Source organism: Rhizobium indigoferae, from assembly GCF_034554815.1.
GTDB lineage: Bacteria > Pseudomonadota > Alphaproteobacteria > Rhizobiales > Rhizobiaceae > Rhizobium > Rhizobium leguminosarum.
On record NZ_CP140635.1, the window covers coordinates 540,540 to 565,353 of the forward strand.

The following is a 24,814-nucleotide window of genomic DNA, read 5'->3' on the forward strand; positions in this document are numbered from 1 at the left end:
CCTAGAATTTGGGCGTTTCAGGCGGCAGAGGCCGCTGATTTCCTATCGAATTGTTAAGACATGCCGGTCATTCTTTTGCATGGCTGCGGGGGAAGCTCGGGTTTGCATGATGAAATCGGCGGAAATAGCTTTCTTGACCGTGGGTCAGAATGAGCTTCAGGCGATGGCCTATACCGATCCGCTGACCGGATTGGGAAACCGCAATCGCATGCGGGAGAAGGTCCTGCAGATCTCTTCCGAGCGCGCCAGCGATCCGGCCCCCTTCACCATCGGCATCGTCAACCTCGACAGTTTCAAGCCGATCAACGATCTGTTCGGCTCGACAGCCGGCGATGAAATCCTCTGCCAGGTCGCCCATCGTCTCAGGGCCTGTATTCCTGATGGTGCGCTTGTGACCCGCCATGACGGCGACGAATTTGCCTTCGTGCTGCCGTTGATCTTCGAGCGGGCGAGCGCCGAGAAATTCGGCCAGATGATCCGCGAGGTGCTATCGGCCCCTTATGACCTCGGCGACCGCAACGTCCGTCTCTCCGCTTCCCTCGGCTTCTCCATCTATCCGTTCGCCGGAGAGGATTGCGAGGAACTGCTGAAGAGCGCCGAGACCGCCCTTTACCGTTCCAAGCGCCGCGGTCGCGGCCAGATCACCGTCTATTCGCGCGAGATCGCGCAGGAAATGAAGCGCGCCACGCAGCTGGAGCAGGCGCTCAGAAACGCCATCATCTCGGATGCGATCGACGTGCATTTCCAGCCGATCGTCTCGCTGTCCAACAATCAGGTCGTCGGCTTCGAGGCGCTTGCCCGCTGGAACGATCCCGATCTCGGCTTCGTGTCGCCCGGCGTCTTCGTGCCGCTCGCCGAAGAGCGCGGCTTCATCGACGCGCTGTCGGAGGCGTTGCTGCGTAAAGCTGCCGAAGCAGCACTTTCCTGGCCGCGCGAACTCTTTCTGTCGTTCAATCTTTCCTCGGCCCAAATGATGGATCCGGGCACGAGCAGCAGCGTCCTGTCGATCCTTGGGCGCGTCGGCTTCGATCCGCATCGCCTGGAGCTGGAGATCACCGAGACCGCGGTGATGAGTTCGGCCGATACAGCTCATCGCATCATCGCTGATCTGCGTGCCGCCGGTGTGCGCATCTCGCTCGACGATTTCGGCACCGGTCAGTCGAGCCTCGGGCGCCTGCGCGACTTCATCTTCGACAAGATCAAGATCGACCGTGCCTTCGTCTCGCGCATCAATTCCGATCGCGCCTCCGAACACATCATCAAAGCGATCCTTACCATGTGCGAGGGCCTGGAGCTGGAAGTTGTGGCGGAAGGTATCGAGGATTATGCCGAGGCGGTGAAGTTGCGCACGCTCGGCTGCGGCATGGGCCAGGGCTATCATTTCGGCCGCCCGGCGGACGGTATCGCGACGCTGCGCTTCCTGCACGAGAATTATTATGATCCGACCGTGATGGAGCGTGTCAGCGCATAAAACGATGGCGCCCCTGGAAGCGCCATCGCCTACGCTATACTACCACGCACGGATTACTTAGGCGTGGTCGAGCCGGTTGCCGTGGTGTCGGTACCGGTCGCAGCCGGAGCCTTTTCGGCCGCTAGCATTGCCAGCGTCTTGAACTCAGGTGCGGCCTTCAGCGATTCAGACGTTTCGCTGGTCGTCAGCTTGACGCTGCCGTCCTGGGTGTTCTGCGCGACGGTGATCTTTTCCATCGGCACGGCGACATTCTTTTCGCCGATGCCGAGGAAGCCGCCGACACCAACGATTGCAGCAACAAACCCGCCGTCCTTCTTCAGGATCAGGTCGTTGACGCTGCCGATGCTTTCATTGTTGCCGTTATAGACCGACTGGCCGATATAGGTGTTGGCGCTGACCTGGTCCGGAGACTGTTCCGTCAGATAGCCGGCCTGAGCCGTGTCTGCCGTCGGTGCTGCGGCCGGAGCCTGTGCAGCATCGCCTGCAGGCTTGGTGACGTCAGGCGTCATCGGCTTCGGTGCTGCCGGATCGGCGGGGGCCGCCTGGGTCGGAGCAGCGGGATCCGCAGGCTGCGGGGCTGTCTGCGAGAATGCCGCCGGTACGAAAGCCGTGGCAAACAGTGCGCCAGCGGCAACGGTCGTCAGAAGTTTGCGTGTCATTTCGAACCTACCTTTGTTTTTCCCTAGAGTGTTCGCTGGCGCGGCAACACCTGTTTCTCAGGTCTCGTTGACGCGCCGGTTCGAAGGGAAAATGACTGGTGGAGCGATTGGTTCCGGTTGAAAACACGGAAAATTTCTCGATTATCACGGAACATTTATCGAAGAACCGCCGCTAAAACGAGAAAAGGCGCCCCGGTCGGGAGCGCCTCTGATGGCCTCTGATCACCCGGTGATCAGATCACGTAGACGGGATCGAACACGCCTTTGACCTCGATGCCGAGTTCCAACAGCGCGCCGGCACTGGGCTGCGCCGAACGGGCATCCTCATCCAGCCCTTCCCAGGCGGTCGTTACCGCCAGGCGGTCGGCATTGACGCCGATGAAGGCAGGGCAGGAGGGTTGGACGGCAGGAACCTTGTAGCGCGAGATGCGCAGGCCGTCCGGACTGTAGCGGTCGACGACGCCGGCACCCCAGCGCGCATTCCACAAATAGCCGTCGGCATCGACCACCGAGCCGTCAATGTCGCCGGGGTCGTCCATGCTGTCGACAAGCACGATCGGCTCGCCCGAAGGCAGGCCGGTCAATGGATCGACCATGACGCGCATCAGCCGGTTGATGCGGGAATCCGTATAATAACCGATCGTGCCGTCAGGCGAGAAGCAGATTGAATTCGGGATGCTGATGCCGTTGAAGATCTTCGTCACCTTGCCGCTAGCGACGTGATAAATGGCGCCGGCCTGGTTTTCCGCCCGCTTGCTCATCGTGCCGATCCAGAGTGCACCGGACGGATGGGTGCGGCCATCGTTCGAACGGTTTTCCGGCCTGTCGTTTTCGAGTGCTGCGTAGAAGGTGAGGTTGCCGCTTGCGACGTCGCGCACGAAAAGCCCTTCTTCCGTCGCGATCAGCTGCCGCCCGGCGTCGATGCGGGCAAGCACGCTCGCCATCACAGGCAGCGGATGCACCTTTTTCGCGCCCGTCGAAAGATTGAGCTCGTGCAGTTCCTTGCCGAGGATGTTGAACCACCAGACGGTATTGCTGTCCGGATCATAGGTCGGGCCTTCACCGAGAACGGAATTGGTATTGCAAAGTGTCTTGCCCTCGAACTCATAAATGTCGGTCATACGTTCACGCTCCCAATGGCTGCATCATAGGCGTAAATGGTCGCCTTGGCGCGCTCGGCAACCTCTGATGCGGTCATTCCTGGCTTGTAGATGCTGGTGCCGAGGCCGAAGGCGAAGATGCCGGCCTTGGTATAATCGCCGAAATTCTTATCCGACACACCACCGACGGCGGCAATCATCAGCTCCGGCGGCAGGATTGCCCGGATCGCCGTGATGCCGGAAGGGCCGAGCACGCTGGCCGGAAAGAATTTGAGACCGGTGGCCCCGGCGCGCGCTGCTGCCAGCGCCTCGGTCGGCGTAAAGACGCCCGGCATCGTCACCATGCCATAGTCGCGCGCCCGGATGATCACCTCGGGCTCGACATTCGGCGTGACGAGCAGCTTGCCGCCGGCCGCATGCAGGCTGTCGACCGCCTCGACGGTCAGCACCGTGCCGGCGCCGATCAGCACGTCGGCCGGTGCCAACTTCGCGGCGATCTCGATGGATTTGAACGGTTCCGGCGAGTTGAGCGGGATCTCGATCGCCGTCAGGCCATTTTCGATCAGTGCACCGACGACGCTTTCGGTCTCGTCAGGCCGGATGCCGCGAAGGATGGCGATCAGCGGGCGTTTCATGTCGGGGAAGGGGATACGGTTCATCGTGTCAGCTTTCTCAATTCGGCCAGATGGCTTCGGCTGCAGCCGAAAGCCCGCGGCGCACGGCGGCGTCGGCGTCGATGGCGGTGAAGGCAAGGGACAGGGTGTTGAAGGCCTGTTCGTAGAGCGCTTGCAGGCGCCCTGAGGCGACGAGGGTGATGTCGGTGCCGTTTGCCGCATCTTGCAGCGCGCCGGCGATTTCGAGGCCGATCAGCGTGCCGGATAGCCGGGCTTGCGCCGCTGCGGCAGAAATCCCGTGCAGGAGCTGGCCGGAGCGGGCGGTAAACAGCAGGTTGGAGGCAAGGGCCGGGCGCGCGAAAGCGGCCGAGACGGCGGCCTCGAAGGCTGCCGCATCCGCCGGCTGCTCTGCCGCACCGGCAACGGCATGCGAAAGGATCGTGTGTTTGCTGATGACGTCGAACAGCTCGCCGGTCATGAAGGTCGAAAAGCCGGTCACCTTGCTGTCCGTCACATGCACCCATTTCGAATGCGTGCCGGGCATGCAGACCGCCTGCGCTCCGGAGCTTGCGCGGCCGAGCGCGCCGAGAAGCTGGGTTTCTTCGCCGCGCATGACGTCGGGCGTCGCCATGTCCCGCTGGGCAAGGCCCGGCAGGATGCGGATGTCGCGGCTTTCGCCCGGTACGGAGACCGCCCCGGTGAGGATCGAGGCAAGCGGCGCCGGCACGTCGATATAACCGGCCTCGACCCAGCCCTGCCGTGCGCCGGCCATGCCGCAGATGATCACCGGCAGGTTTTCCGGCGCCTCGATGGCTGAGAGATGGCCGGTAAGCACCGCGGAAAAGCCGGTCTTTGCCGCGCTCGTCATGCCTTCGCCGCTGCGGCGTTCGGCAAGGACGGTGCCGTCCCTACCCATCAGCCACAAGCGGAAGCTGCTGGTGCCCCAGTCCACCGCGACATAAGCGGGATTTGCCATTACAGAACGCCTCCATCGACAATCAGGGACTGGGCGGTCATTCCAGCCGCACAGTCGGATGCAAGAAACAGGCAGGGACCGACGATCGCATCGGGTTTGAGCGCGACCTTCAGGCACTGGTCCTCGACCGAGCGCGCAATGCTCTCCTCGGTGAGCCAGTGCTGCATCTGCCGCTCGGTGACGACCATGCCGGGCAGAATGCAGTTGACCCGGATGTTCTCCGGCCCGAGCCTGCCCGCCAGGCTCTTCGTCAGCCCGACGACCGCCGCCTTGGCTGCCGCATAGGCGGGAAAGCCGCCCATGTTCAGCTTGAAGGCAATCGACGACATATTGATGATCGCCCCGCCGCCGGCCACCCGCATCGACGGCACGACTGCCTGCGAGGTGAAGAACACATGCTTGAGGTTGACCGCCTGGTTGTTGTCCCAATAGGCCTCGGTCACCGCGTCGAATTCATGGCGGTCGTCCCAGGCGGCATTGTTGACCAGCACGCGGATCGGCCCTGAGCTGGCAATGACGCTATCGACCGTGCGCCGGATCGCCTCGATGTCGCGCAGGTCGGCATGGTGAAAGGAGACCGGATGCGCCGTCTCCCGCGACAGCCTGTCGGCGAGTTCGCGGCCGGCCGCCTCGGCGATATCGATGAACGAGACCTTGGCGCCTTGGCGCGCGAAACCTTCGACGATCGCAGCACCGATGCCCGATCCGCCGCCAGTCACGAGCACGGCTCGGTCTTTGAACTCGGGAAATTGTGCTGCTGGCATTATGGTCACCGTCGCCTCCCGACCGTATCGTTGTTCCATTATTTGGAACTTAATTTGACTATATGGAATTATCGAATTACAGTGGCCTTTCTGTCAAGGGTGGATGAGGCAATGGATTCAAACGGCGGCGGCGCAGCACAGGCACGTGAGACCGGGACGCTCGGCAAACTGATGGTTCTGCTCGATCTCGTCACCCACGCGGATGCGCCGCTGCGTTTTACGGATGTTCTGGCTCTCGCCGGCCAGCCGCGCGGCACGCTGCATCGCCAGCTGAGCCATCTGGTCGAGGAAGGGCTGCTCGAGCTCGATGGCGACGGCCGCTATGCGCCCGGCCTGCGCCTGCTCGATTTTGCCGCGCGCAGCTGGGCGCGCAACGAATTCCGCATGATCGCCGAGCCGCACCTTGCCGATCTGCAGCGGGCAACCGGCGAGACGGTGCATCTCGGCGTTCTGAGAGGCCAGTCGATCATCTATCTCGACAAAGTCGAAGGCCGACAGCCGGTGCGCATGTATTCGCAGATCGGCAATGCCTCGCCTTGTTATTGCACCGGCGTCGGCAAGGCCGCCCTTTCGCGGCTTTCGGCCGAAAGCCTCGTCGATCTCGTCGCCGGCCTGAGCTTCACCAGCTTTACCGCCTCGACCCATGTCTCGGCCGAAACGCTGCTTGCCGAAATCCGCGAGATTGCCGATCAGGGCTATGCTTTCGACCGCGAGGAGCATGAGGCCGGCATCCGCTGCGTCGCCGCACCGGTCTGGTCGGAGGATCGGACCTTTATGGGGGGTATTTCGATTACCGGCCCGGCCTATCGGTTGTCGATGGAACTTCTGCACCAATGGGCCGTTCCGGTTCAACTGGCGGCTGCGAGGATCATGGAAGGCATGCGCGTCCGTCTCGGTCCGCGCCGTTGAGAGAAAATTGCAATCAGCCCGCTGCTGGACGCAATCGCAGAGCATGCTTATGATGAGCGCGATATTGAGATTTGCCGACGAATCACCACAACTAGAACGGTCCGCGAAATCTACAACCAGTCACCGGCCGAACGCTCAACGCTGAAGCCGATTCCAACCAGCGATCGTCGTTCCCCGATGCAATCGAAACACCCATAGCGGGCAGGTTTCGCAAACGGTTTGCCGGCCGCTGTGCCGAAGATGAAGAAATGTGATGGCACCCTTGTCGCAAACATCCACGGAAGAAGACGATTATATCAAGGAAATAGCGGGTCTGAAGACCCAGTTCGATATTTTCCGTTTCATGAAACGGGTGACGGAAGCCTATCGCAGCCGTGCCTTCATGGTCCTCAACCTGCCGCCGATCACTTCCTTCGATCTTCAGGGCAGCACTGTCATCACCAGCTGGCCGGCCGAGCTTCTGGCTCTCTACGATCAGGAGGGCCTGATGGTGAACAGCCCGGTCCTCAGACGCCTCAGAACATCTGCGCGGCCCTTCTTCTACGACATGTCAAGACAGAACTGGTCGCGGGACGACGGCAAGTCCATCCTCGTCGCCTCCCTGTTTGATCGCTTCAAGATGATGCGCGGCGCCTATTTTCCGACGCACGAGCCCTCCGGACTGCGCGGCGCCGTCTCTTTCGCCGGCGACCGCGAACCCTTCAGCCCGGCCGAGATGCGCGAACTCTGCTATATCGCCATCCATGTGTTCGACAGGCTTGCCGAGATCCGCAACCTCGATACGCGCATCACCGACACGCTGACCGACCGCGAAATCGATTGCCTCAACTGGACGGCGGCCGGCAAGACCAGTGCCGAAATCGCCGAAATCCTCACCCTGTCCGAGCACACGGTCAATCACTACCTCAACCGCGCCACCAAGAAGCTCGACACGGTCAACCGCACCCAGGCCGTCGCCAAGGCGCTGCGCATTGGCTTGATCAAATAAGTTGCAAAAAACAACCGAATGCTTTCGAAGCCGCCCAGCGCATAGGCAAGTCCTTCCCGGTGGAGGGCTGTCCCAAGCGCTTTTGCGCTGATTTTCCATCTGGCACGCTTTCTGCATCTCGTTTGCGAGAGGTCCAGAGGGGACTTTGAGACCAGCGCCAGGAAATGGCGCGGCCGACACACCGCTGCCCGACGCCGATGCCGCTTTCTCCCGGCCCTTCGGTGTCGGCGGCGGTTGTTGCGTTTTGGCACCGCTTCTTTCGCAGCTGTTTGCGATTTCCTCTTCCCGGTTCACTTTTCACTGGCCTTTTGCTCGGCTTGCTCTAGTTCGCCCCGGATTGCGCCGGTTCTCGGGGAGACCGTTGCGGCCATCAGGGCGAAAGCCCGGCGGACTTGATGGCCGCAACGGATTGCCAATTCCCCGCCGCTCTTTTGGCACGCCGTCAAATCGATTTTCTTCCCGATGATTTTGTTTGGCGAAGGCTTCCGTCTCCACTATCTCTACTGCATGATTTCAGCCTTGATCGATTTCGATCAAGGCTGAAATCATGCAGCAATTCAAAGTGCTACAGCGTCCTTTGCGCGTCTTGAAAGACGCGCGGCGCTGTAGTCTGCAAGAAAAAGCAGTGAGGGTGGAATGACCGACGTCACCAAGGAACAGGTTCTCGAAACGCTGAAGACCGTGCGTGGACCGGATCTCGAGCACGATATCGTCGAGCTCGGCATGGTCTCCGACGTCTTCATCTCCGACGGAAAGGTCTATTTCTCGATCACCGTTCCGGCCGACCGCGCCAAGGAGCTTGAGCCGATGCGGCTTGCCGCCGAGCGCGTCATCAAGGAAATGCCGGGCGTCAAGGGCGCCCTCGTCACACTGACCGCGGACAAGAAGGCGGCCGCCGCTGCTCCGGCGGCCCGCCCTGCGCCGAACCCGCCGCACGGTCATCCCGGCCACGATCACGGGGCCCACGCCCCTCAACAGCCGCCGCGCGCCGGCAAGATCGGTGTGCCTGGCATCGGCGCCATCATCGCCGTCGCCTCGGGCAAGGGTGGGGTCGGCAAGTCGACCACCGCCGTCAATCTCGCGCTCGGGCTGCTCGCCAACGGTCTTCGCGTCGGCATTCTCGATGCCGATATCTATGGTCCCTCGATGCCGCGACTGCTGAAGATATCCGGCCGCCCGACGCAGATCGACGGCCGCATCATCAATCCCATGGAGAATTATGGCCTCAAGGTCATGTCGATGGGCTTCCTTGTCGATGAGGAGACGGCGATGATCTGGCGCGGGCCGATGGTCCAGTCGGCGCTGTTGCAGATGCTGCGCGAAGTCGCCTGGGGCGAACTTGATGTCCTCGTCGTCGACATGCCGCCCGGCACCGGCGACGCGCAATTGACCATGGCCCAGCAGGTGCCGCTTGCCGGCGCCGTCATCGTCTCGACGCCGCAGGATCTCGCTCTGATCGATGCCCGCAAGGGCCTCAACATGTTCCGCAAGGTCGAGGTGCCGGTGCTCGGCATCGTCGAGAATATGAGCTATTTCATCGCTCCTGATACCGGCACCCGCTACGACATCTTCGGCCATGGCGGCGCCCGCAGGGAGGCCGAGCGCATCGGCGTGCCCTTCCTCGGCGAAGTGCCGCTGACGATGAACATTCGCGAAACCTCCGACGCCGGCACGCCGCTGGTCGCCTCCGAGCCGAACGGCGTCGTCGCCGGCATCTATCGCGGCATCGCCGCCAAGGTCTGGGAACAGATCGCCGGCCAGTCCCAGCGCCCGGCGCCGACGATCGTTTTCGAATAATGCGTGTCGCCCGGAAGTGTGCAGCGGTTCCGGGATAACGTTGGTGCTTTAGCGAGCCGAATCACCGCGGCGGATACCCCAAATTGTGGGGGAAACGTGGTGAAAAGCCGCGCTTCACGGAAGATGTCTTGATTATTTCACGGCTTTGCTTCATATGCCGCGGCGCCATGATGGCGTTTTGCTGCAGATGCTCAATGACGGTCGTCTTCGTTTCGAAGAGGCGGCCCGCCTGCAAGTTCGGAGTTGTCTTGTCGATCGAAGGATTGGGAACTGCGATGCGGTTGAGCACAATGCGCATGCCGACCTTTGAGGTTGGATGCAGCCGGAGAGACTACCGGTGATTACCGCTTACTGTTCGAATTGCAAGTCGGTCGAGATCCGCGATCTGTCGCATGCCGCCTCCTTTCCCGAGGATGTCGTCTGGATCGACATGATCGAGCCGACCCGCGACGAGGAACTCTATGTCGAAAAAATTCTCGGCATCGAGGTTCCGACCCGCGACGATCTCAAGGATATCGAGCCTTCTGCCCGTCTCTATGTCGAAAACGACGCCGTCTTCATGACCGCCTCGCTGCTCTGGAAGGCTGACACCGACGTACCGACTCTGACCGATGTCGCCTTCATCCTGGCCGGAAACCGCCTGGTCACCATTCGCTACGCTCATCCCAAATCCTTTGCGCTGTTCATCGCCGCGCTCCACCGGCTGCCGGAAAACTGGCGCAGTGGTGCCGCCCTTCTCGCCAAGCTCTTGGAGACGATCGTCGACCGCACCGCCGAGATCCTCGAAATCTCTGTCTCGCGCCTCGACATCTTGTCGACGCATGTCTTCGGCGACCGGGCAAGGAAGGTGCGCAAGCCCTCGAACTACCTCGAGGAGAAGCTGCGCGATATTGCCGGCCATCACCGGATGATCAGCAAGGTGCGCGACAGTCTCGGTTCGCTTGCCCGCCTGCTGACGTTCTTTCACACGATCCCGGCGATCCAGCAGGACCGCGAGGCGAAGGAGCTCTGCCGCACCGTCTCGCGCGATATTCAGTCGCTGTCGGAGCATGCTTCCTTCGTCGCCGCCAACATCACCTTCCTGCTCGACGCTTCGCTCGGCCTCATCAACATCGAGCAGAACTCGATCATCAAGATTTTCTCGATTGCCTCGGTGGTGTTCTTGCCGCCGACATTGGTCGCCTCCATCTATGGTATGAACTTTCAGATCATGCCGGAGCTGACCTGGGTCGCGGGTTATCCCTACTCGCTGGCCCTGATGGTGATATCCGCCGTCATCCCCTTCTTCTTTTTCCGCTGGAAAGGCTGGCTCTAAGGAGCCTGTTGCAACTTCATGTCCGAAGAGAGCCATCCGAACGAACGCCACATGACGCCGCGAAAGCTGTTCTATCTCGGGCTGGGTTCCGTCGGTGTCGTCTACGGCGATATCGGTACCAGCCCGCTCTATGCCTTTCGCGAGGCGTTGAAGCCGGTGGCCCATGACGGCGTCACCCGTTTTGAAGTCATCAGCCTGATCTCGCTGATGATCTGGGCGCTGACGATCATCGTCACCATCAAATATGTGCTCTTCCTGCTGCGCGCCGACAACGACGGTGAGGGCGGCACGCTGTCGCTGCTTGCCCTGCTGATGAAGACCGCCAACGGCCATACCGCCATCCTGATGCTGCTCGGCCTGATGGGTGCTGCCCTCTTCCTCGGCGATGCGATGATCACGCCGGCGCTTTCAGTGCTGTCGGCCGTCGAGGGTCTGAAGCTCGTCACACCCAGCCTCGCGGAATATATCGTGCCGATCTCGGTGGTGATCCTGGCGCTGCTCTTCGTCGTGCAATCGCGCGGCACCGGCGCCGTCGCGAAGTTCTTCGGCCCGATCACCGCCGTCTGGTTCCTCGTCATGGCTGCCGCCGGCATCTCCCATATCTCGGACGATTACGGCATCCTGGCCGCCTTCAATCCCTATTATGCCGTTAGCTTCCTGCTGCATGAGGGCTTCTACGGCGTCGTCGTGCTCGGCGCCGTCTTCCTGACGGTCACGGGTGCCGAGGCGCTCTATGCCGATCTCGGCCATTTCGGCCGCCGCCCGATCCAGTGGGCCTGGTTCCTGCTGGTTTTCCCGGCGCTGACGCTGAACTATCTCGGGCAGGGGGCGCTCGTTCTCGGCAATCCGATGACGATGTCCGATCCCTTCTATCTGATGTATCCGAAATGGGCGCTGCTGCCGGTCGTTATCCTGGCGACCGCCGCGACGATCATCGCCAGCCAGGCTGTCATCACCGGCGCCTTCTCGATGGTGCGCCAGGGCATCAACCTCGGCTTCCTGCCGCGGATGGAAATCCTCTTCACTTCGGAAACCAATACCGGGCAGATCTTCGTGCCGTCGGTCAATGCCGTGCTGTTCATCGGCGTCATCTTCCTGGTGCTGAGTTTCAAGACTTCGGACGCGCTGGCGACCGCCTATGGCATCTCCGTCACCGGCGCCATGGTCGTCACCTCGATCATGGCCTTCGAATTCGTCCGCGCCCGCTGGAACTGGTCGCTTCCCGTCGCGGTGATCGCGCTTGCGCCGCTCGTCGTGCTCGAAATGATCTTCCTCGGCGCCAACCTTTTGAAGATCCACGACGGCGGCTATATCCCGATCATGATCGCCACCGCCTTTACCGTCGTCATGTGGACCTGGCGTCGCGGTACGGCGATCCTGATGGAAAAGACCCGCCATACCGATATTCCGCTCGCCTCCTTCGTCAGCTCGATCGAGCGCAAGAGCGAACATTCGCCGGCCCAGGTCCCGGGTACGGCGATCTTCCTGACCAGCGATCCGGAATCCGCCCCCGCCGCCTTGCTGCACAATCTCAAGCACAACCACGTTCTCCACGATCGCAACGTCATCTTGACGATCCGCACGATCAACAAGCCGCGCGTGCCAACCCACGACCGCTACAAGGTCGAGCAGATTTCCGAGCGTTTCTCCCGCGTCGAGCTGCTGTTCGGCTTCATGGAATCGCAGAACGTCTCGCAGGCCTTGGCGACATTGCGCAAGACGGGGCTGAAGTTCGACATCATGTCGACCTCCTTCTATCTCGGCCGCCGCAAACTGGTGCCGGACGCCAAGTCGGGCATGCCCTATTGGCAGGACCGGCTCTACATCGCCCTCGCCAACGCCGCTGCCAATCCCTCGGACTACTTCCGTCTGCCGGCCAACCGCGTGGTGGAACTGGGCTCGCACGTTATTATTTGATTGCGCTTCGCCGCCGGCCTTTCTCCCCGTGTCGGCGGGGAGAAGTCGCGGGTATTGCGACAGCACGCATCCCTTCGGGTTGTGCTGAGCTGCCCATAGGCACATTCCGGCACGGCCTGTTAACCGGACGTCAAGGTTAATGCGAGATTTTCAATGGAATGTTCCCGCGTTCCATGCCCGGAGTCCGTGTTGCGTCGAAAGAGCCCTTCCCGTAGCAAGCTGCGTCTCATTCCCGAGAATTGGGTGTCGCCCGTAATCTTCGGTCTTGCCGGCTGGCTGATTTTCCCGAGCGTCGCATCTCATGCCGATCTGGCCGCCATGCTCGCCGGCCTCGATCATGAGGGGGAGAACTGGCGCATGGTGCTGACCAATTCGCCGGCCGGCTCCATCCACCAGGCCGAACTCGCCTTCGCCGAGCCGATGGTGACGGGTTCGATCTCCGCCGGTGCCGGCATGGTGCTGCCCGATGGCCGCAAGGTCGCTTTTACCACCAAGGACAAGGGCCACGAGGACACGCCGGACGAGGATCGGGTCAATCGCAGCACCAAGAAGGGCCGCGTCGTCGCCGTCGAGAAGATGCAGCCACCGAAGGACTTTTCCGCCGGCTCGATCCTCGAGCGCACCAAGATGCTCTTCACCCCGAGCTTCGATCTCAAGGACAGGTCGGCCTTCGTCAAGCCGAAGATCCAGGGCAAGGAAATCCAGATCGCCACATCTTTCTATAAGACGCAGCCTGTTGTGACCGATAATGGCGTGCCGGCAATGCTTGCAAGCCTCGTCACCAGCAACAAGGCCGACGTGCTGGCCACAGCCTATGCGCCGGCAACACCTGACTATGCCCGCCAATCGCCATTCGATTCCATCCTGGCCGAGCCGGATAGCGGCCGCTTCGTTCCGGAGATCGGCCCGCGCGATCATGCGTGGGCCGCAAGCGTGCTGGCGCCGAGCGTCTTCTCCGCCCGCGAACAGCAGTGCCTCGCCTCCGGCATCTATTTCGAGGCACGGGGAGAATCGGTGAAGGGCCAGGCGGCCGTCGCCCAGGTCATCCTCAATCGTGTCCGCAATCCCTCCTATCCCAAGACCATCTGCGGCGTCGTTTACCAGAACGAGGATTGGCGCAATCGCTGCCAGTTTTCCTTCGCCTGCGACAGCATCAAGGACAGGGTGAACTCGGAATATCATTGGCGAGTCGCCCGCGATGTGGCGATGGCGGTGACATCAGGCAAGATCTGGCTGCCGCAGGTGGGCTCGGCGACGCACTATCATGCCGTCTATGTCAGACCGAAATGGGCAAAGACCATGGAAAAGGTCGGTCGCATCGGTCTTCACGTCTTCTATCGCACCTATGGCGGCGGCTGGAGTTGAGATAAATCGCTTGGGCAAGCAGATTTCCGGCCCGGAAAAGCGGATTCTTTCCGTCGAATTTGCGCGATCGATCCGGAGTCGATTTATCTCTTTGATTTGATAGAATTATTTTCTCGCTGGACAGAAGCTGTCTACGCCTTGACTATGCTAATCCCTAAAACTATGTTGCGCGCGACTTCAGAACGGGCCGGAAGGGTCTCAACCTTCGTGTCCGGGGTCCGAATGACCGGGGTAGCGGGAGTGCGGGCGACGGGCAGACGAGGAGAGATCCATGGCGGACGACCGCGAGGAAAGTCTTGAAAAGCGCCGTGCGCAATTGGGAGCGAAACTCGCGACCAAGGGCGTAGAGACGGGAGAAGACGAGGCTAGGGAAGCCCGCGCCGAGGTAAGCCGCAAAGGTTATGCCCAGGCGATGAAGCTTTCCAGCGAGTTCATTTCCGCAATCGTCGTCGGTGCTCTCCTTGGCTATCTCCTCGACCGTTTTGTTGGCACGGCGCCTTGGGGTTTGATTGTTCTTCTGCTTCTCGGATTTTGTGCCGGCGTTCTGAACGTGCTGCGTTCTGCGGGGGTGGTGGCCCATCCCCTGGACGACAAGGACGACAAGAAATAAGGACCGGTTCCGGTCCAGTGCAATGACCCCGCGTCCTGCGGGCCAAAGAGAGAGAACAAGCGGTGTCTAACGATCCGACTCATCAGTTCCTGATCCAGAAGATTGTGCCGATCGAAATCGGCGGAATTGATTTTTCGTTCACCAATGCATCGCTCTTCATGGCCGCTTCGGCTGCCGTTGCCGTAGGCTTCCTCTATTTCGCGACCTCGAACCGCGCCATCGTGCCGGGCCGTTCGCAGTCGGTCGCGGAAATGTCCTATGAATTCATCGCCAACATGCTGAAGGAAGGCGCGGGCAAGCAGGGAATGAAGTTCTTCCCGCTGGTCTTTTCGCTCTTCACCTTCGTTCTGACGGCGAACCTGCTCGGTATGTTCCCGTATTTCTTCACGGTCACCAGCCAGATCATCGTCACCTTCGCGCTGGCGCTCTTGGTTATCGGTACGGTTCTCGTCTACGGTTTCTATAAGCACGGCTTCCACTTCCTGAATGTCTTCGTGCCCTCGGGCGTGCCGGGCGTTCTGCTGCCGCTGGTCGTCACGATCGAGATCATCTCCTTCCTGTCCCGTCCGATTTCACTCTCTGTTCGTCTTTTTGCGAACATGCTCGCCGGTCACATCACGCTGAAGGTGTTCGCAGGCTTCGTCGCCTCGCTCGGAGCCCTTGGTGCTGTCGGTGTCGGCGGCGCCGTTCTTCCCCTCATCATGACCGTCGCCCTGACCGGTCTCGAGTTCCTCGTCGCCTTCCTTCAGGCTTACGTCTTTGCGGTGCTGACTTGCATGTACCTCAACGACGCAATCCATCCGGGCGGGCACTAAGGATAACGACATCGACGTCAAAGGGCGTCAGTCATTCGCCGCAACAACCATTTCAAAGGAGTTCAACATGGAAGCGGAAGCAGCAAAGTACATCGGTGCAGGCCTGGCTTGCTTTGGTATGGCCGGTACGGCTCTCGGCCTCGGCAATATTTTCGGCAGCTACCTCTCCGGCGCTCTGCGCAATCCGTCTGCCGCTGACAGCCAGTTCGGCCGTCTGGTATTCGGCTTCGCCGTTACGGAAGCTCTGGGCATCTTCTCGCTGCTCGTCGCTCTCCTCCTCCTCTTCGCCGTCTGATATCGGCGAATAGATGGATCACGGCCTGCGACCGCAAGCCGTGATCCTTTGCATTTGCAGTCCACCTGGAGGTGAGCATGTTTTTTGTGACCCCGGCTTACGCTGAGGAAGCACCGGCCGCAGCGACGGGTACGGATGCGCACGCCGCTCCGGCCGCAGGCGAGGTCCATACCGAGACTGGTGTTGCCGAAGGCGAACACGCCCGCGGCCCTTTCCCGCCTTTCGATTCGACGACCTTCGCGTCCCAGCTGCTCTGGCTGGTGATCACGTTCGGCGTCTTCTATTTGCTCATGCAAAAGGTCATCGCGCCGCGCATCGGGGCCATCCTTGATCAGCGTCACACGCGTATTTCCCAGGATCTGGAAGAGGCAGCCCGCCTGAAGGCGGAAGCCGACGCCGCCGTCCGGACCTATGAAGGTGAACTGGCCGCTGCCCGCGCCAAATCCAACGCGATCGGCGCCGCCGCCCGCGACGCCGCCAAGGCCAAGGCCGAAGAGGATCGTCGCGCTGTCGAGACGAGCCTGTCGGAAAAGATCAAGGCTGCCGAGCTCCGCATCGGCGAGATCAAGGCCAAGGCCTTCGCCGACGTCGGCACCATTGCCGAGGAAACGGCGGCTGCCGTTGTCGATCAGTTGATCGGCGGCACCGTTGCCAAGGCCGATGTCGCTGCCGCCGTCGCGGCTGCCAAGAAGGAGGCTTGATCGATGGAATTTGCCTTTGACGCGACTTTCTTCGCCTTTGTCGGCCTCGTCCTCTTCCTGGCGCTGGTCGTTTACCTGAAGGTTCCGGGCATGATGGCACGGTCGCTCGACGACCGCGCCGACCAGATCCGCAACGAATTGGCCGAAGCCAAGCGTCTGCGCGAAGAGGCCCAGCACCTGCTCGCCGAATACCAGCGCAAGCGCAAGGAAGCGGAAGCCGAGGCGGCCCATATCGTTGCCGCCGCGGAGCGCGAAGCCCAAATGCTGACTGCTGAAGCGAAGAAGAAGACGGAAGAATTCGTCACCAATCGCACGGCGCTCTCCGAGCAGAAGATCAAGCAGGCCGAGGCCGAAGCGATGAAGGCGGTACGTTCCGCTGCTGTCGATCTGGCGATCGCTGCCGCAGAAACCGTGCTTGCCAAGCAGGCCGATGCCAAGGTCCAGTCCGAGCTCTTCGGCAATGCCGTCGGCCAGGTCAAGACGCGGCTCAACTGAGCGCTTCGAAAAAGATTGAGAGGAAAGGCCGGGCATGTCCCGGCCTTTTCGTTTGAGCGGTTTTTTCTTCTGCTTGGCTTTTTTTGATTGGCCTATTCGGAAAGCAGCTCGTCCGTCTCAGGACCGTCCTCGACCTTTCGCAACGGCCTGAAGCTCATCCGGTGCAGGGAACAGGGGCCGTGCCTCTCGATGCCGGCGCGGTGCTGCGCCGTGCCATAGCCAACATGCGCGGCAAAACCGTAATCCGGAAATACATTATGCGCTCGTGCCATCATCCGGTCGCGCGTCACCTTGGCGACGATCGAGGCGGCGGCGATCGAGACCGAGCGGGCATCACCCTTGACCACGGCCTGCCCGGGGCAATCAAGGCCGGGCGGCACATCGAGCCCGTCGGTCAGCACGTAGCTTGCCGGAACGGCGAGGCTGCAGATGGCCCGGCGCATGGCGTCGAGGCTTGCCTTGCGGATATCCGTCTCGTCGATGCGCGTCGAGCTTGAGGAGGCGATGGAGACGGTCGCCGTCGCGAGAATCTGCACGAACAGTTCCTCGCGCCGTTGCGCCGAAAGCTGCTTGGAATCGTTCAGACCCTCAGGGATGCGCCGCGGATCAAGGATGACCGCAGCAGCAACGACCGGTCCCGCCAGCGGCCCGCGGCCTGCCTCGTCGGCACCGGCAACCGGCCAGTGGCCGGCCTTGCGGGCTTTGAGTTCCAGCCGGAAATCCGGCACGAGCGGAACCGTGTCGAAAAGCAGGGGAGAATCGGGTGACGTGCGAGGTTTCATGCGGCTGAACCTCGCACGCCAACCCGATTGCCCGCAAGTCCCCGGATCAGGGCGGCGGCCGGGGACGCTCCGGCGGATGGTGGCGGTCAGGGCCATCCGCGGGAATTGCGCTCGGGCTCGAAAACAGGCGGTTTTCTCGAGAGCCGATGCGCAAGCTAGAAGCAATTCCAGGAAAAGTGCCGCGCGGTTTTCCGTCCGGAATTGCGTAAAAGGTTAGAGGCAATTCCAGGAAAAGTGCGGCGCGGTTTTCGGTCCGGAATTGCCGTAAAACAAAAGGTTAGAGCAGCGACAGTTGCACGCCGCTGCCATCGGGCGGCACGAACAGATCGTCGCGCAGCGGCACGCTGCGGCGTGTCAGGCCGAAACGTCGGGCTGCCATTTCAAAACGCCGGGCGATCTGCCAGGCATAGGGGCCGGCGCCCTTCATGCGCTTGCCGAATTCGGCATCATAATCCTTGCCGCCGCGCATCGAGCGCACCAGCGACATCACATGCCGGTAACGATCGGGGTAATGCTGCAGCAGCCAGTCGCGAAACAGCGGGCTGACCTCGAGCGGCAGCCTGAGGATGACATAGCTCGCCTCGGCGGCGCCGGCAGCCTTTGCCGATTCGAGGATGCGCTCAAGTTCGTGGTCGTTCAGCGCCGGGATGAGCGGGGCGGCCATGACAGCCGTCTGCACGCCTGCTTCGGCAAGGGTGCGGATCGTCTCCAGCCGCCGCGGCGGCGTGGCGGCACGCGGCTCCATCGTCCGGGCAAGCTTGCGATCCAGCGTGGTCACCGAGATGCCGACGCGCAGCAGGTTCTTAGCTGCCATCTCCTGCAGAATATCGAGATCACGCAAGATCATCGCCGACTTGGTGACGATCGATACCGGATGGTTCGCCTTGTTCAACACCTCGAGAATACCGCGCATGATGCGCCATTCCTTCTCGATCGGCTGATAGGGATCGGTATTGGTGCCGATCGCGATCACCCGTACCTTGTAGCCGGGCTTGGCGAGTTCCCGCTCCAGGAGTTTTGCCGCATCGGGCTTGGCAAAGAGTTTCGTCTCGAAATCGAGCCCTGCAGAAAGCCCCATATAGGCGTGTGTCGGCCGGGCGAAACAATAGATGCATCCGTGCTCGCAGCCGCGATAGGGATTGATCGAGCGGTCGAAGGGAATGTCCGGCGATTCGTTGCGGGTGATTGCCGTGCGCGGCTTCTCGACCTGCACTTCTGTCTTGTAGGGCGGCAGCTCTTCCCACGTCTGCCAGCCATCGTCGACGGTCTCCCGCTGCAGCGCCTCGAACCGACCTGTCGGGTTCAGCCCCGCCCCACGTCCACGCCGCCGATCGACCTCGACTCTCAGACCGGAGGAAACGATCATCGCATCGGCAATATCTGCCGTATTGGCAGGCGCGAATGCGGCCTGCCCTGCCAGGGACTGCTCTCTCATCGGATTCTCCCGTGGCGGAAAGCGATCGCCTCCGCCCGTTCTGCTGATTAAATTCCTATCTGCAAAACGAGAACAATGCAAGAACAAAATGAGGAAAACGGTGCTGGCAAAAATTTGTGCGGCGCATTATAAATGGTCAATGTTGACGGTTGTTCTCGAATGTCAGGATCAGGAATCTGAGCTGGCGCAGACCTTATCGGTATTGGTGGCAGGCGCGGTGGAGGGGCTGGTGAGCGATGTGGTCGTGCTCGATCACGGCTCGCGCGACGGCACCTCGCGGGTGGCCGACGCCGCCGGCTGCCGCTTCCATTCGCAGTGGGATATCAAGGACATCGTCCGCTCCGCCCGCGGCGAATGGCTGCTCTTCGTCGAGCCGGGCGCGAGACCCCAGGCGGGCTGGATCGATGAGATCGCCGAATATGTCGCGCTGAACAAGCTGCCGGCGCGCTTCACCGCATCGCGTGGTTACAGGCGCCCGTTCTTTCAGCGTGTCGGCCGTGCCGTGCCGCCGCTGGAACTCGGCTTTCTCCTGCCGAAGAAGCAGGCGCTCGCCATCGCCAAAAGCGGGATGCGGCTTACCGAATTCGTCAAGGGCCAGAAGCCGCGCAAACTCGCAAGCGAACTGATTCCGTCCTGGGTCGCCCGCGCTGCGCGGTAGGTGCCGCAACCCTCTCCATGAGCAAAAGATGGCGCCCAATAGGATTTCGCGCTATAATTCAACATGGCGCCGTCGAAGCGCCGCGCTTCGCAACGGAATGGCCATGGAATGCCGGTGAACGGCAGAACAGGTCAGCGAAAATCTCCTCTTCTGCCGGGTTTCCGGCGAAAGGAGGTGCGTCATGGTACGCAGTATGATCTACGGCCTCATAGCCGTCATATTGCCGACATTGGTGATCGCGCATCCGCATTCGGCAGCATCGCAGATGATGCGCAGTTGCGCAGGCCGACCCGAAATCGTCAATTTCCTGGACAAAAACTTCGCCGAAAAGCTCACGGCAGTCGGACTGATCAACGAGAACGCCATTCTTGAGGTCTATGCCGCCGAAAGCGGCACCTGGACCCTCATCGTCACGGATGTTCACGGCATAAGCTGCGTTCTGCTGTCGGGTGATAGCTGGGACACCATGCCCGTCTTGCCGGGCCTGGCCACATAGTGAATGCCCCTGGTTCGCCAGGGGCAACCATGCCCTACTTCGTCGCGCCGCGTTTCAGGTGTTCGTCCAGACGCGGCATGATCTCGACGAAATTGCACGGCGCGCTGCGGTAGTCGAGCTGTCCTTTCAGAATGCCGTCCCAGGCATCCCGGCAGGCACCGGGCGAGCCCGGCAGCACGAAGATGAAGGTGGAGTTGGCAACACCTGCCGTGGCGCGCGACTGGATCGTCGCCGTGCCGATCTTCTCGTAGGAGATCCGGTGGAAGATGGCGGAAAAACCGTCCATCCGCTTTTCGAACAAAGGCTCCAGCGCCTCGGGTGTCACGTCGCGGCCGGTAAAGCCGGTGCCGCCGGTGGTGATGACCACGTCTATGTCTTCTCTGTCAGTCCAGGCCTCCACCCGCGCGGCAATCTCCGCGCGATCATCAGGCACGATCCCCCGGTCGACCAACCTATGGCCCGCCTCTGTGATCCGCGCCGCCAGCGTGTCGCCTGACTTGTCTGTCTCCGGCGTGCGGGTATCCGAGATCGTCAGAACCGCAATGCCGACCGCGATGAAGGGCCGCTTTTCGTCCAGACCTGCCATCATGCACCTCCCGAAACCGTTTCCGTCGCCTGGAAATACCAGTCGGACCGCTCGTCGTGAAGAGCTGCCGCCGCATCTTCGGCAGCAGCCATGGTCGCAAAGATGCCGAAACAGGTGGCGCCGGAACCGGACATACGGGTCAAAAGCGCGCCGTGAGCCTGCAGCATCGCCGAGATCACCGCAATCTCGGGCACCATCTCGCCCGCCGGCGGCTCCAGGTCGTTGCGGGCCGCACCGATCGCCGCGAGCCAGTCGGCAGTCCCGCGTAAACTTGGAGCCAGGCGCAGAGTCGGATTGTTCTTGGTTGCCAGCCGGCGGAAAACCTCGGGCGTGGAGACGCCCTTCAGCGGATTGGCGAGCACCATGGCAAGGACGGGCAGCTCCGGCACGGGTTCGATCTTTTCGCCGATGCCGCGGGCAATCAGCGGCCGGCTCGCAAGGCACATCGGCACGTCGGCGCCGAGCTTCAGGGCGAGAGCTGCGAGCGCCTCCTCGGGCAAGCTCGTGCCCCAGAGCCGCATCAGCCCACGCAGCGTCGCGGCCGCATCGGCCGAGCCGCCGCCGATGCCGGAGGCAACCGGTAGATTCTTTTCGAGCTGGATACGGACGGGAAAGGCGAGGGGACCGATCGCCTCGCGCAGGAGATCGCGCGCCTTCAGCACCAGGTTGGTGCCGCCGTCGCCGGCAAGTGTTTCGCCGAAACGGCCAGACAGGGTAAATTCGTCGGTCGGCGACGGCATGAAGTCCAGCCGGTCGCCATGATCTGCGAAGGTCACCAGCATATCGAGCAGATGATAGCCATCCGGCCGCTGGCCCGTCACATGCAGGGCCAGGTTGATTTTGGCGCGAGCTTCCTCGGAGATGCTGGAGCATGATGCCGAAAAGTCTGAGCGGTTTTCGGACGACATCATGCTCTACTTCTTTGATCTCGAAGCGGCCAAGCCCTCTTCAGGGCCCTCTTCAGGCAAACGTCCCGCCCGTCAGGATTTCTTGTCGACGGGCGGCGGGATGACGGGTGCCGGATCCGGCTGCTTCTTGTCGGCCGCCTTGGCATCGTCGCTGGCGGGAGGCAGGCCGTTGGCGACCTTGTCCTTGATCTTCGGAATTTCGGCGGCTTCAGGCTCCGAGCTGAGCGCCCGGTTCCACTGGTAGACGGCCTCGAGCTTGCGCCCGACGCGCCAGTAGGCATCGCCGAGATGGTCGTTGATCGTCGCGTCGCCGGCCTTGATCTGTGCGGCCCGTTCCAGCTCGTCGACGGCATCGTCGAAGCGGTTGAGGCGGAAATAGGCCCAGCCGAGCGAATCGATGATGTAACCATCATCAGGGCGAAGATCGACGGCCTTCTTGATCATGCCGAGACCTTCGTCGAGGTTCCGGTTCATGTCGATCCAGGAATAACCGAGATAGTTCAGCACCTGCGGCTGGTCGGGATTGAGCTCCAGCGCCTTGCGGAAGTTCGGTTCCGCCTGGTCCCACTTCTTCAGCCGCTCATAGGCGATGCCGCGCTGGAAGAAGACGCTCCAGTTGGCGCGGCCGGGAATGGGGCCGATCGCATCGACGGCCTTGTCGTAATTGGTGGCCATCGCCTCGTAGTCCTTGGCGTCGGAAAGGACGCTGCCATAGGCGAGGTAACTGCGGATGTCCTTCGGGTCGGAGGCGATCAGCGCCTGCAGGTGCTTGCGCGCCTCATCCACCTTGCCGCCCTGGGCAAGGGCAAGGCCGAGCTGCAGCTCGGAGATGCGCCGCATCGGTGAATTCTCCGGCACCTTCTTGTAGAGCGCGATGGCGCGGTCCATCTGGTTCTGCTTCTCGGCAATGCCGCCGAGCAGCACCAGCGTATCGGCGCTGTTCGGATCGAGCGCATTGGCCGTCTGCAGGTAAAGCGAGACGATATCCTCGGCGCCGTCGCGGTTCAGCGCGCCACCGACGGAGAAGAGCACGCCGGCAGCGCCTTCTTCGGCCGTCTTGACCTGCTGTTCCTGCTTCTCGTTCTTTTCGACGCTGTCGCGCAGCGCATTTAGCGGCGCATAATTCGGCAGCAGGTTGTCGCCGACGGAAACGGCGTCGAGCGCCTTCTGCTTGTTGCCTTGTGTTGCTTCGAGGCGGGCAAGAGCCATAACCGCGCGCATGAAGGTATCGGGCGCCGTCGCTCCGCCTTCCTTGTCGAGCACGGCATCGTTCAGATGCTGGCGGGCGGATTTCACGTCGCCGATGGCGATGGCGATCGCGCCGGCATTGTAATTCTGGAAGATGCGGAACCAGTCCGGCCCCTTCATCTTCTCGACCATGGCGAGCGCTTCCTTGCCGCGGCCGGCGCCGACACGGGCCCAGGCGAGCAGCAGGTCGTTCATCATCCGGTCGAGATCGTTCGGCCCCTTATATTTCAGGATGGACTCGGCGGTCTTGTAGTCGTCGCGGCGCACGGCATCCATGCCGCGCACAATCGTGGTGATGCGCTCGACGGAAGGATCGCCCTTCAGGTCGTTGGCATATTTGACGCCCTCCTTGATGTCGCCATTGAGCAGCAGCGAGATCATCAGCCGCTGGCGAATCTCGGGATTGCCGGGCTCGATCTGCAGCGCCTTCTTGTAGAGCTCGATCGCCGTTTCGTAGTCATGATCGACATCGGCCGTACGCGCGGCAAGGAAGGCGCCGGAGAAACTGGTAACGCTATCGGCATCAAAGTGAGCGGCCGTGCCGGCATCGTCTGCCTTGGCCGCATCCTCGGCGTTCACGCCGCCGACACTGCCCAGCGAAAGGACAGCTGCAAGCGCTGCGCTCGTAAGAAGACGGATGGCAAGTCTCTGCCGCATTAGGAAACCTTTCTTCGACAGCGTCCCGACAATGGTGCCGGCCGCAAAACAAGTTGCGATCACTGATTCATAACAGGATGGCTTTTTTGAAGCGGCGCCGCAAGAAAATCAGCCTGCGATCAAGGACGTTTGATCAATTGACGCGCTCGATGCAGAAGTCGATCACTTCCATCAGGGCGGATTTCCACACCGTATCGGGAAGCGGCGCAAGCGCGTCTCGCGCGATCGTACCATAATGGATCGCGCGGCCGATCGTGTCGCTGAGCGTGCCATATTTGGTGATCAGCCCCAGCGCTTTTTCGAGGTTGGCGTCGGTGCTGTTGCCGGCTTCAATCGCATCGCGCCAGAATGCGCGCTCGTCCTCGGTGCCGCGGCGATAGGCGAGAATAACAGGGAGGGTGATCTTGCCCTCGCGGAAATCGTCGCCGACATTCTTGCCGAGATCGGCAGCCTTGCCGCCGTAGTCGAGCGCGTCGTCGACGAGCTGGAAGGCGAGCCCCAGATTCATACCGTAGGATTTCAGCGCATTGCGGCCGGAGCGGCCGGCCTCTGCGACGATCGGCCCGACTTCGGCGGCGGCAGCAAAGAGAGCCGCCGTCTTGGCGCGAATGACGGAGAGATAATCGTCCTCGGTCGTCTCCATGTTCTTGGCGACCGAAAGCTGCAGCACTTCGCCTTCGGCAATCACGCAGGCGGCGGAAGACAACACGTCGAGCGCATCGAGCGAGCCGACATCGACCATCATGCGGAAGGCCTGGCCGAGCAGGAAGTCGCCGACCAGCACGCTTGCCTGGTTGCCCCAGATCATCCGCGCCGTCGGCTTGCTGCGGCGCAGATCGCTTTCGTCGACGACGTCGTCATGCAGCAGCGTCGCCGTGTGCATGAACTCGACCGATGTGGCGAGCTTGACGTGGTTTTCGCCCCTGTAGTCGAACAGCGAGGCGGAAGCCAGTGTCAGCATCGGCCGCAGCCGCTTGCCGCCGGACGAGATCAGATGGTTCGCCACTTCGGGGATCATCTGCACGTCGGAGCCGGCCTTGGACAGAATGAGCTGGTTCACTCGCTCCATGTCCGCCCTGGTGAGATCGACCAATGGCTTGATGGATGCCAGTTTGTTTTTGCTTTCTTCAAGCGGTATGACCACGCCCAACGACCCGGACTCCTGTTCATTCTTTGCACCTGACAATAGAAAGGGGCGATGGACGCGGCAAGGGGTGAATTGTCGCGCTGAGCGAAATTGGAAGGAAAACGAC

At 61.6% G+C, this 24,814-nt stretch carries 26 protein-coding genes; 14 read left to right on the top strand and 12 right to left on the bottom strand.

What is annotated here, in order from left to right; translation table 11 throughout:
* Positions 1 to 106: 106 nt before the first annotated feature.
* The gene (locus U5G49_RS02695) at positions 107 to 1,471 is read left to right on the top strand and encodes a putative bifunctional diguanylate cyclase/phosphodiesterase (RefSeq protein ID WP_018244994.1); all 1,365 of its coding nucleotides are present in this window, start codon (positions 107 to 109) and stop codon (positions 1,469 to 1,471) included.
* Positions 1,472 to 1,524: 53 nt separating this feature from the next.
* On the opposite strand, the gene U5G49_RS02700 is transcribed toward U5G49_RS02695, so the two are convergent.
* From U5G49_RS02700 to U5G49_RS02720, 5 genes are all read right to left on the bottom strand, one after another.
* On the bottom strand, positions 1,525 to 2,130 hold the full coding sequence (locus U5G49_RS02700) for a PRC-barrel domain-containing protein (protein WP_018244995.1): 606 nt from the start codon (positions 2,128 to 2,130) through the stop codon (positions 1,525 to 1,527).
* Positions 2,131 to 2,363: 233 nt separating this feature from the next.
* Positions 2,364 to 3,251 (bottom strand): SMP-30/gluconolactonase/LRE family protein, encoded by an 888-nt coding sequence (locus U5G49_RS02705; RefSeq protein ID WP_018244996.1) that lies wholly within the window; start codon positions 3,249 to 3,251, stop codon positions 2,364 to 2,366.
* The gene (locus tag U5G49_RS02710; protein ID WP_047621959.1) at positions 3,248 to 3,889 is read right to left on the bottom strand and encodes a 2-dehydro-3-deoxy-6-phosphogalactonate aldolase; all 642 of its coding nucleotides are present in this window, start codon (positions 3,887 to 3,889) and stop codon (positions 3,248 to 3,250) included. The genes U5G49_RS02705 and U5G49_RS02710 overlap by 4 nt, the downstream gene beginning before the upstream one ends.
* Positions 3,890 to 3,902: 13 nt before the next feature.
* Complete coding sequence (locus tag U5G49_RS02715) at positions 3,903 to 4,820, bottom strand: 2-dehydro-3-deoxygalactonokinase (protein ID WP_193445763.1); 918 nt, start codon at positions 4,818 to 4,820, stop codon at positions 3,903 to 3,905.
* A complete protein-coding gene (locus tag U5G49_RS02720) occupies positions 4,820 to 5,584 on the bottom strand; it encodes an SDR family NAD(P)-dependent oxidoreductase (protein WP_065277920.1) in 765 nt (254 codons plus the stop codon). The genes U5G49_RS02715 and U5G49_RS02720 overlap by 1 nt, the downstream gene beginning before the upstream one ends.
* 111 nt (positions 5,585 to 5,695) lie before the next feature.
* Between U5G49_RS02720 and U5G49_RS02725 the strand changes: the two genes are divergently transcribed.
* The 3 genes from U5G49_RS02725 to U5G49_RS02735 all read left to right on the top strand — a co-directional run bounded on the left by U5G49_RS02725 (position 5,696) and on the right by U5G49_RS02735 (position 9,278).
* Positions 5,696 to 6,493, top strand: a complete 798-nt coding sequence (locus U5G49_RS02725; RefSeq protein ID WP_193445764.1) for an IclR family transcriptional regulator — start codon at positions 5,696 to 5,698, stop codon at positions 6,491 to 6,493.
* 253 nt (positions 6,494 to 6,746) lie between these two features.
* Positions 6,747 to 7,481 (top strand): LuxR family transcriptional regulator, encoded by a 735-nt coding sequence (locus U5G49_RS02730; RefSeq protein WP_193445765.1) that lies wholly within the window; start codon positions 6,747 to 6,749, stop codon positions 7,479 to 7,481.
* A 636-nt stretch (positions 7,482 to 8,117) separates the two neighbouring features.
* A complete protein-coding gene (locus U5G49_RS02735) occupies positions 8,118 to 9,278 on the top strand; it encodes an Mrp/NBP35 family ATP-binding protein (RefSeq protein ID WP_028734918.1) in 1,161 nt (386 codons plus the stop codon).
* A 61-nt stretch (positions 9,279 to 9,339) separates the two neighbouring features.
* Here U5G49_RS02735 and U5G49_RS02740 read toward each other — a convergent pair whose 3' ends face one another.
* Positions 9,340 to 9,576, bottom strand: a complete 237-nt coding sequence (locus tag U5G49_RS02740; RefSeq protein WP_018245003.1) for a hypothetical protein — start codon at positions 9,574 to 9,576, stop codon at positions 9,340 to 9,342.
* Positions 9,577 to 9,615: 39 nt separating this feature from the next.
* Between U5G49_RS02740 and U5G49_RS02745 the strand changes: the two genes are divergently transcribed.
* The 8 genes from U5G49_RS02745 (at position 9,616) to U5G49_RS02780 (ending at position 16,791) form a co-directional block, all read left to right on the top strand.
* Positions 9,616 to 10,593, top strand: coding sequence for a magnesium transporter CorA family protein (locus U5G49_RS02745; protein WP_018449361.1), 978 nt, complete (start codon positions 9,616 to 9,618; stop codon positions 10,591 to 10,593).
* An 18-nt stretch (positions 10,594 to 10,611) separates the two neighbouring features.
* Positions 10,612 to 12,510 carry a potassium transporter Kup gene (locus U5G49_RS02750; protein ID WP_193445766.1) on the top strand — a complete coding sequence of 633 codons (1,899 nt, stop codon included), beginning with the start codon at positions 10,612 to 10,614 and terminating at the stop codon, positions 12,508 to 12,510.
* Positions 12,511 to 12,663: 153 nt separating this feature from the next.
* Positions 12,664 to 13,875 carry a cell wall hydrolase gene (locus U5G49_RS02755; protein ID WP_018245006.1) on the top strand — a complete coding sequence of 404 codons (1,212 nt, stop codon included), beginning with the start codon at positions 12,664 to 12,666 and terminating at the stop codon, positions 13,873 to 13,875.
* 271 nt (positions 13,876 to 14,146) lie between these two features.
* On the top strand, positions 14,147 to 14,485 hold the full coding sequence (locus tag U5G49_RS02760; protein WP_012756239.1) for an AtpZ/AtpI family protein: 339 nt from the start codon (positions 14,147 to 14,149) through the stop codon (positions 14,483 to 14,485).
* 62 nt (positions 14,486 to 14,547) lie between these two features.
* Positions 14,548 to 15,300, top strand: coding sequence for a F0F1 ATP synthase subunit A (locus tag U5G49_RS02765; protein ID WP_018245007.1), 753 nt, complete (start codon positions 14,548 to 14,550; stop codon positions 15,298 to 15,300).
* A 67-nt stretch (positions 15,301 to 15,367) separates the two neighbouring features.
* Positions 15,368 to 15,595 (top strand): F0F1 ATP synthase subunit C, encoded by a 228-nt coding sequence (locus U5G49_RS02770; RefSeq protein ID WP_003545854.1) that lies wholly within the window; start codon positions 15,368 to 15,370, stop codon positions 15,593 to 15,595.
* 77 nt (positions 15,596 to 15,672) lie between these two features.
* Entirely contained in the window at positions 15,673 to 16,296 is a 624-nt protein-coding gene (locus U5G49_RS02775; protein ID WP_193445767.1) for a F0F1 ATP synthase subunit B, read from the top strand.
* A gap of 3 nt (positions 16,297 to 16,299) precedes the next feature.
* Positions 16,300 to 16,791 carry a F0F1 ATP synthase subunit B gene (locus tag U5G49_RS02780; protein WP_018245009.1) on the top strand — a complete coding sequence of 164 codons (492 nt, stop codon included), beginning with the start codon at positions 16,300 to 16,302 and terminating at the stop codon, positions 16,789 to 16,791.
* A gap of 92 nt (positions 16,792 to 16,883) precedes the next feature.
* Here the strand turns inward: U5G49_RS02780 and U5G49_RS02785 are convergent, their stop codons facing one another.
* Positions 16,884 to 17,573, bottom strand: a complete 690-nt coding sequence (locus U5G49_RS02785; RefSeq protein ID WP_193445768.1) for a ribonuclease HII — start codon at positions 17,571 to 17,573, stop codon at positions 16,884 to 16,886.
* Between the two features lie 277 nt (positions 17,574 to 17,850).
* Complete coding sequence (locus tag U5G49_RS02790; RefSeq protein WP_193445769.1) at positions 17,851 to 19,008, bottom strand: PA0069 family radical SAM protein; 1,158 nt, start codon at positions 19,006 to 19,008, stop codon at positions 17,851 to 17,853.
* A gap of 139 nt (positions 19,009 to 19,147) precedes the next feature.
* Between U5G49_RS02790 and U5G49_RS02795 the strand changes: the two genes are divergently transcribed.
* Together U5G49_RS02795 and U5G49_RS02800 are read left to right on the top strand one after the other, a co-directional pair.
* Positions 19,148 to 19,666 carry a glycosyltransferase family 2 protein gene (locus tag U5G49_RS02795; RefSeq protein ID WP_018245012.1) on the top strand — a complete coding sequence of 173 codons (519 nt, stop codon included), beginning with the start codon at positions 19,148 to 19,150 and terminating at the stop codon, positions 19,664 to 19,666.
* A gap of 181 nt (positions 19,667 to 19,847) precedes the next feature.
* On the top strand, positions 19,848 to 20,162 hold the full coding sequence (locus U5G49_RS02800; RefSeq protein WP_026231129.1) for a hypothetical protein: 315 nt from the start codon (positions 19,848 to 19,850) through the stop codon (positions 20,160 to 20,162).
* Between the two features lie 34 nt (positions 20,163 to 20,196).
* Here U5G49_RS02800 and moaB read toward each other — a convergent pair whose 3' ends face one another.
* The 4 genes from moaB to U5G49_RS02820 all read right to left on the bottom strand — a co-directional run bounded on the left by moaB (position 20,197) and on the right by U5G49_RS02820 (position 24,711).
* Positions 20,197 to 20,748 (bottom strand): molybdenum cofactor biosynthesis protein B, encoded by a 552-nt coding sequence (gene moaB / locus U5G49_RS02805; RefSeq protein WP_193445796.1) that lies wholly within the window; start codon positions 20,746 to 20,748, stop codon positions 20,197 to 20,199.
* Positions 20,748 to 21,659, bottom strand: a complete 912-nt coding sequence (locus U5G49_RS02810) for a 4-(cytidine 5'-diphospho)-2-C-methyl-D-erythritol kinase (protein ID WP_193445770.1) — start codon at positions 21,657 to 21,659, stop codon at positions 20,748 to 20,750. The genes moaB and U5G49_RS02810 overlap by 1 nt, the downstream gene beginning before the upstream one ends.
* Positions 21,660 to 21,728: 69 nt before the next feature.
* Positions 21,729 to 23,561, bottom strand: coding sequence for a tetratricopeptide repeat protein (locus tag U5G49_RS02815; protein ID WP_018449355.1), 1,833 nt, complete (start codon positions 23,559 to 23,561; stop codon positions 21,729 to 21,731).
* A 133-nt stretch (positions 23,562 to 23,694) separates the two neighbouring features.
* The gene (locus U5G49_RS02820) at positions 23,695 to 24,711 is read right to left on the bottom strand and encodes a polyprenyl synthetase family protein (RefSeq protein ID WP_018245017.1); all 1,017 of its coding nucleotides are present in this window, start codon (positions 24,709 to 24,711) and stop codon (positions 23,695 to 23,697) included.
* Positions 24,712 to 24,814: the final 103 nt, after the last annotated feature.

What these genes read in the sequence shown, in the direction of transcription:
- U5G49_RS02810 (WP_193445770.1), bottom strand. Translation starts at nt 21,659, where the DNA reads ATGATGTCGTCCGAAAACCGCTCAGACTTTTCGGCATCATGCTCCAGC.
- moaB (WP_193445796.1), bottom strand. Translation starts at nt 20,748, where the DNA reads ATGGCAGGTCTGGACGAAAAGCGGCCCTTCATCGCGGTCGGCATTGCG.
- U5G49_RS02800 (WP_026231129.1), top strand. Translation starts at nt 19,848, where the DNA reads ATGGTACGCAGTATGATCTACGGCCTCATAGCCGTCATATTGCCGACA.
- U5G49_RS02780 (WP_018245009.1), top strand. Translation starts at nt 16,300, where the DNA reads ATGGAATTTGCCTTTGACGCGACTTTCTTCGCCTTTGTCGGCCTCGTC.
- U5G49_RS02770 (WP_003545854.1), top strand. Translation starts at nt 15,368, where the DNA reads ATGGAAGCGGAAGCAGCAAAGTACATCGGTGCAGGCCTGGCTTGCTTT.
- U5G49_RS02710 (WP_047621959.1), bottom strand. Translation starts at nt 3,889, where the DNA reads ATGAACCGTATCCCCTTCCCCGACATGAAACGCCCGCTGATCGCCATC.
- U5G49_RS02750 (WP_193445766.1), top strand. Translation starts at nt 10,612, where the DNA reads ATGTCCGAAGAGAGCCATCCGAACGAACGCCACATGACGCCGCGAAAG.
- U5G49_RS02730 (WP_193445765.1), top strand. Translation starts at nt 6,747, where the DNA reads ATGGCACCCTTGTCGCAAACATCCACGGAAGAAGACGATTATATCAAG.
- U5G49_RS02720 (WP_065277920.1), bottom strand. Translation starts at nt 5,584, where the DNA reads ATGCCAGCAGCACAATTTCCCGAGTTCAAAGACCGAGCCGTGCTCGTG.
- U5G49_RS02775 (WP_193445767.1), top strand. Translation starts at nt 15,673, where the DNA reads ATGTTTTTTGTGACCCCGGCTTACGCTGAGGAAGCACCGGCCGCAGCG.
- U5G49_RS02700 (WP_018244995.1), bottom strand. Translation starts at nt 2,130, where the DNA reads ATGACACGCAAACTTCTGACGACCGTTGCCGCTGGCGCACTGTTTGCC.
- U5G49_RS02790 (WP_193445769.1), bottom strand. Translation starts at nt 19,008, where the DNA reads ATGAGAGAGCAGTCCCTGGCAGGGCAGGCCGCATTCGCGCCTGCCAAT.
- U5G49_RS02735 (WP_028734918.1), top strand. Translation starts at nt 8,118, where the DNA reads ATGACCGACGTCACCAAGGAACAGGTTCTCGAAACGCTGAAGACCGTG.
- U5G49_RS02705 (WP_018244996.1), bottom strand. Translation starts at nt 3,251, where the DNA reads ATGACCGACATTTATGAGTTCGAGGGCAAGACACTTTGCAATACCAAT.
- U5G49_RS02695 (WP_018244994.1), top strand. Translation starts at nt 107, where the DNA reads ATGATGAAATCGGCGGAAATAGCTTTCTTGACCGTGGGTCAGAATGAG.
- U5G49_RS02815 (WP_018449355.1), bottom strand. Translation starts at nt 23,561, where the DNA reads ATGCGGCAGAGACTTGCCATCCGTCTTCTTACGAGCGCAGCGCTTGCA.
- U5G49_RS02740 (WP_018245003.1), bottom strand. Translation starts at nt 9,576, where the DNA reads ATGCGCATTGTGCTCAACCGCATCGCAGTTCCCAATCCTTCGATCGAC.
- U5G49_RS02760 (WP_012756239.1), top strand. Translation starts at nt 14,147, where the DNA reads ATGGCGGACGACCGCGAGGAAAGTCTTGAAAAGCGCCGTGCGCAATTG.
- U5G49_RS02785 (WP_193445768.1), bottom strand. Translation starts at nt 17,573, where the DNA reads ATGAAACCTCGCACGTCACCCGATTCTCCCCTGCTTTTCGACACGGTT.
- U5G49_RS02755 (WP_018245006.1), top strand. Translation starts at nt 12,664, where the DNA reads ATGGAATGTTCCCGCGTTCCATGCCCGGAGTCCGTGTTGCGTCGAAAG.
- U5G49_RS02795 (WP_018245012.1), top strand. Translation starts at nt 19,148, where the DNA reads ATGTTGACGGTTGTTCTCGAATGTCAGGATCAGGAATCTGAGCTGGCG.
- U5G49_RS02725 (WP_193445764.1), top strand. Translation starts at nt 5,696, where the DNA reads ATGGATTCAAACGGCGGCGGCGCAGCACAGGCACGTGAGACCGGGACG.
- U5G49_RS02715 (WP_193445763.1), bottom strand. Translation starts at nt 4,820, where the DNA reads ATGGCAAATCCCGCTTATGTCGCGGTGGACTGGGGCACCAGCAGCTTC.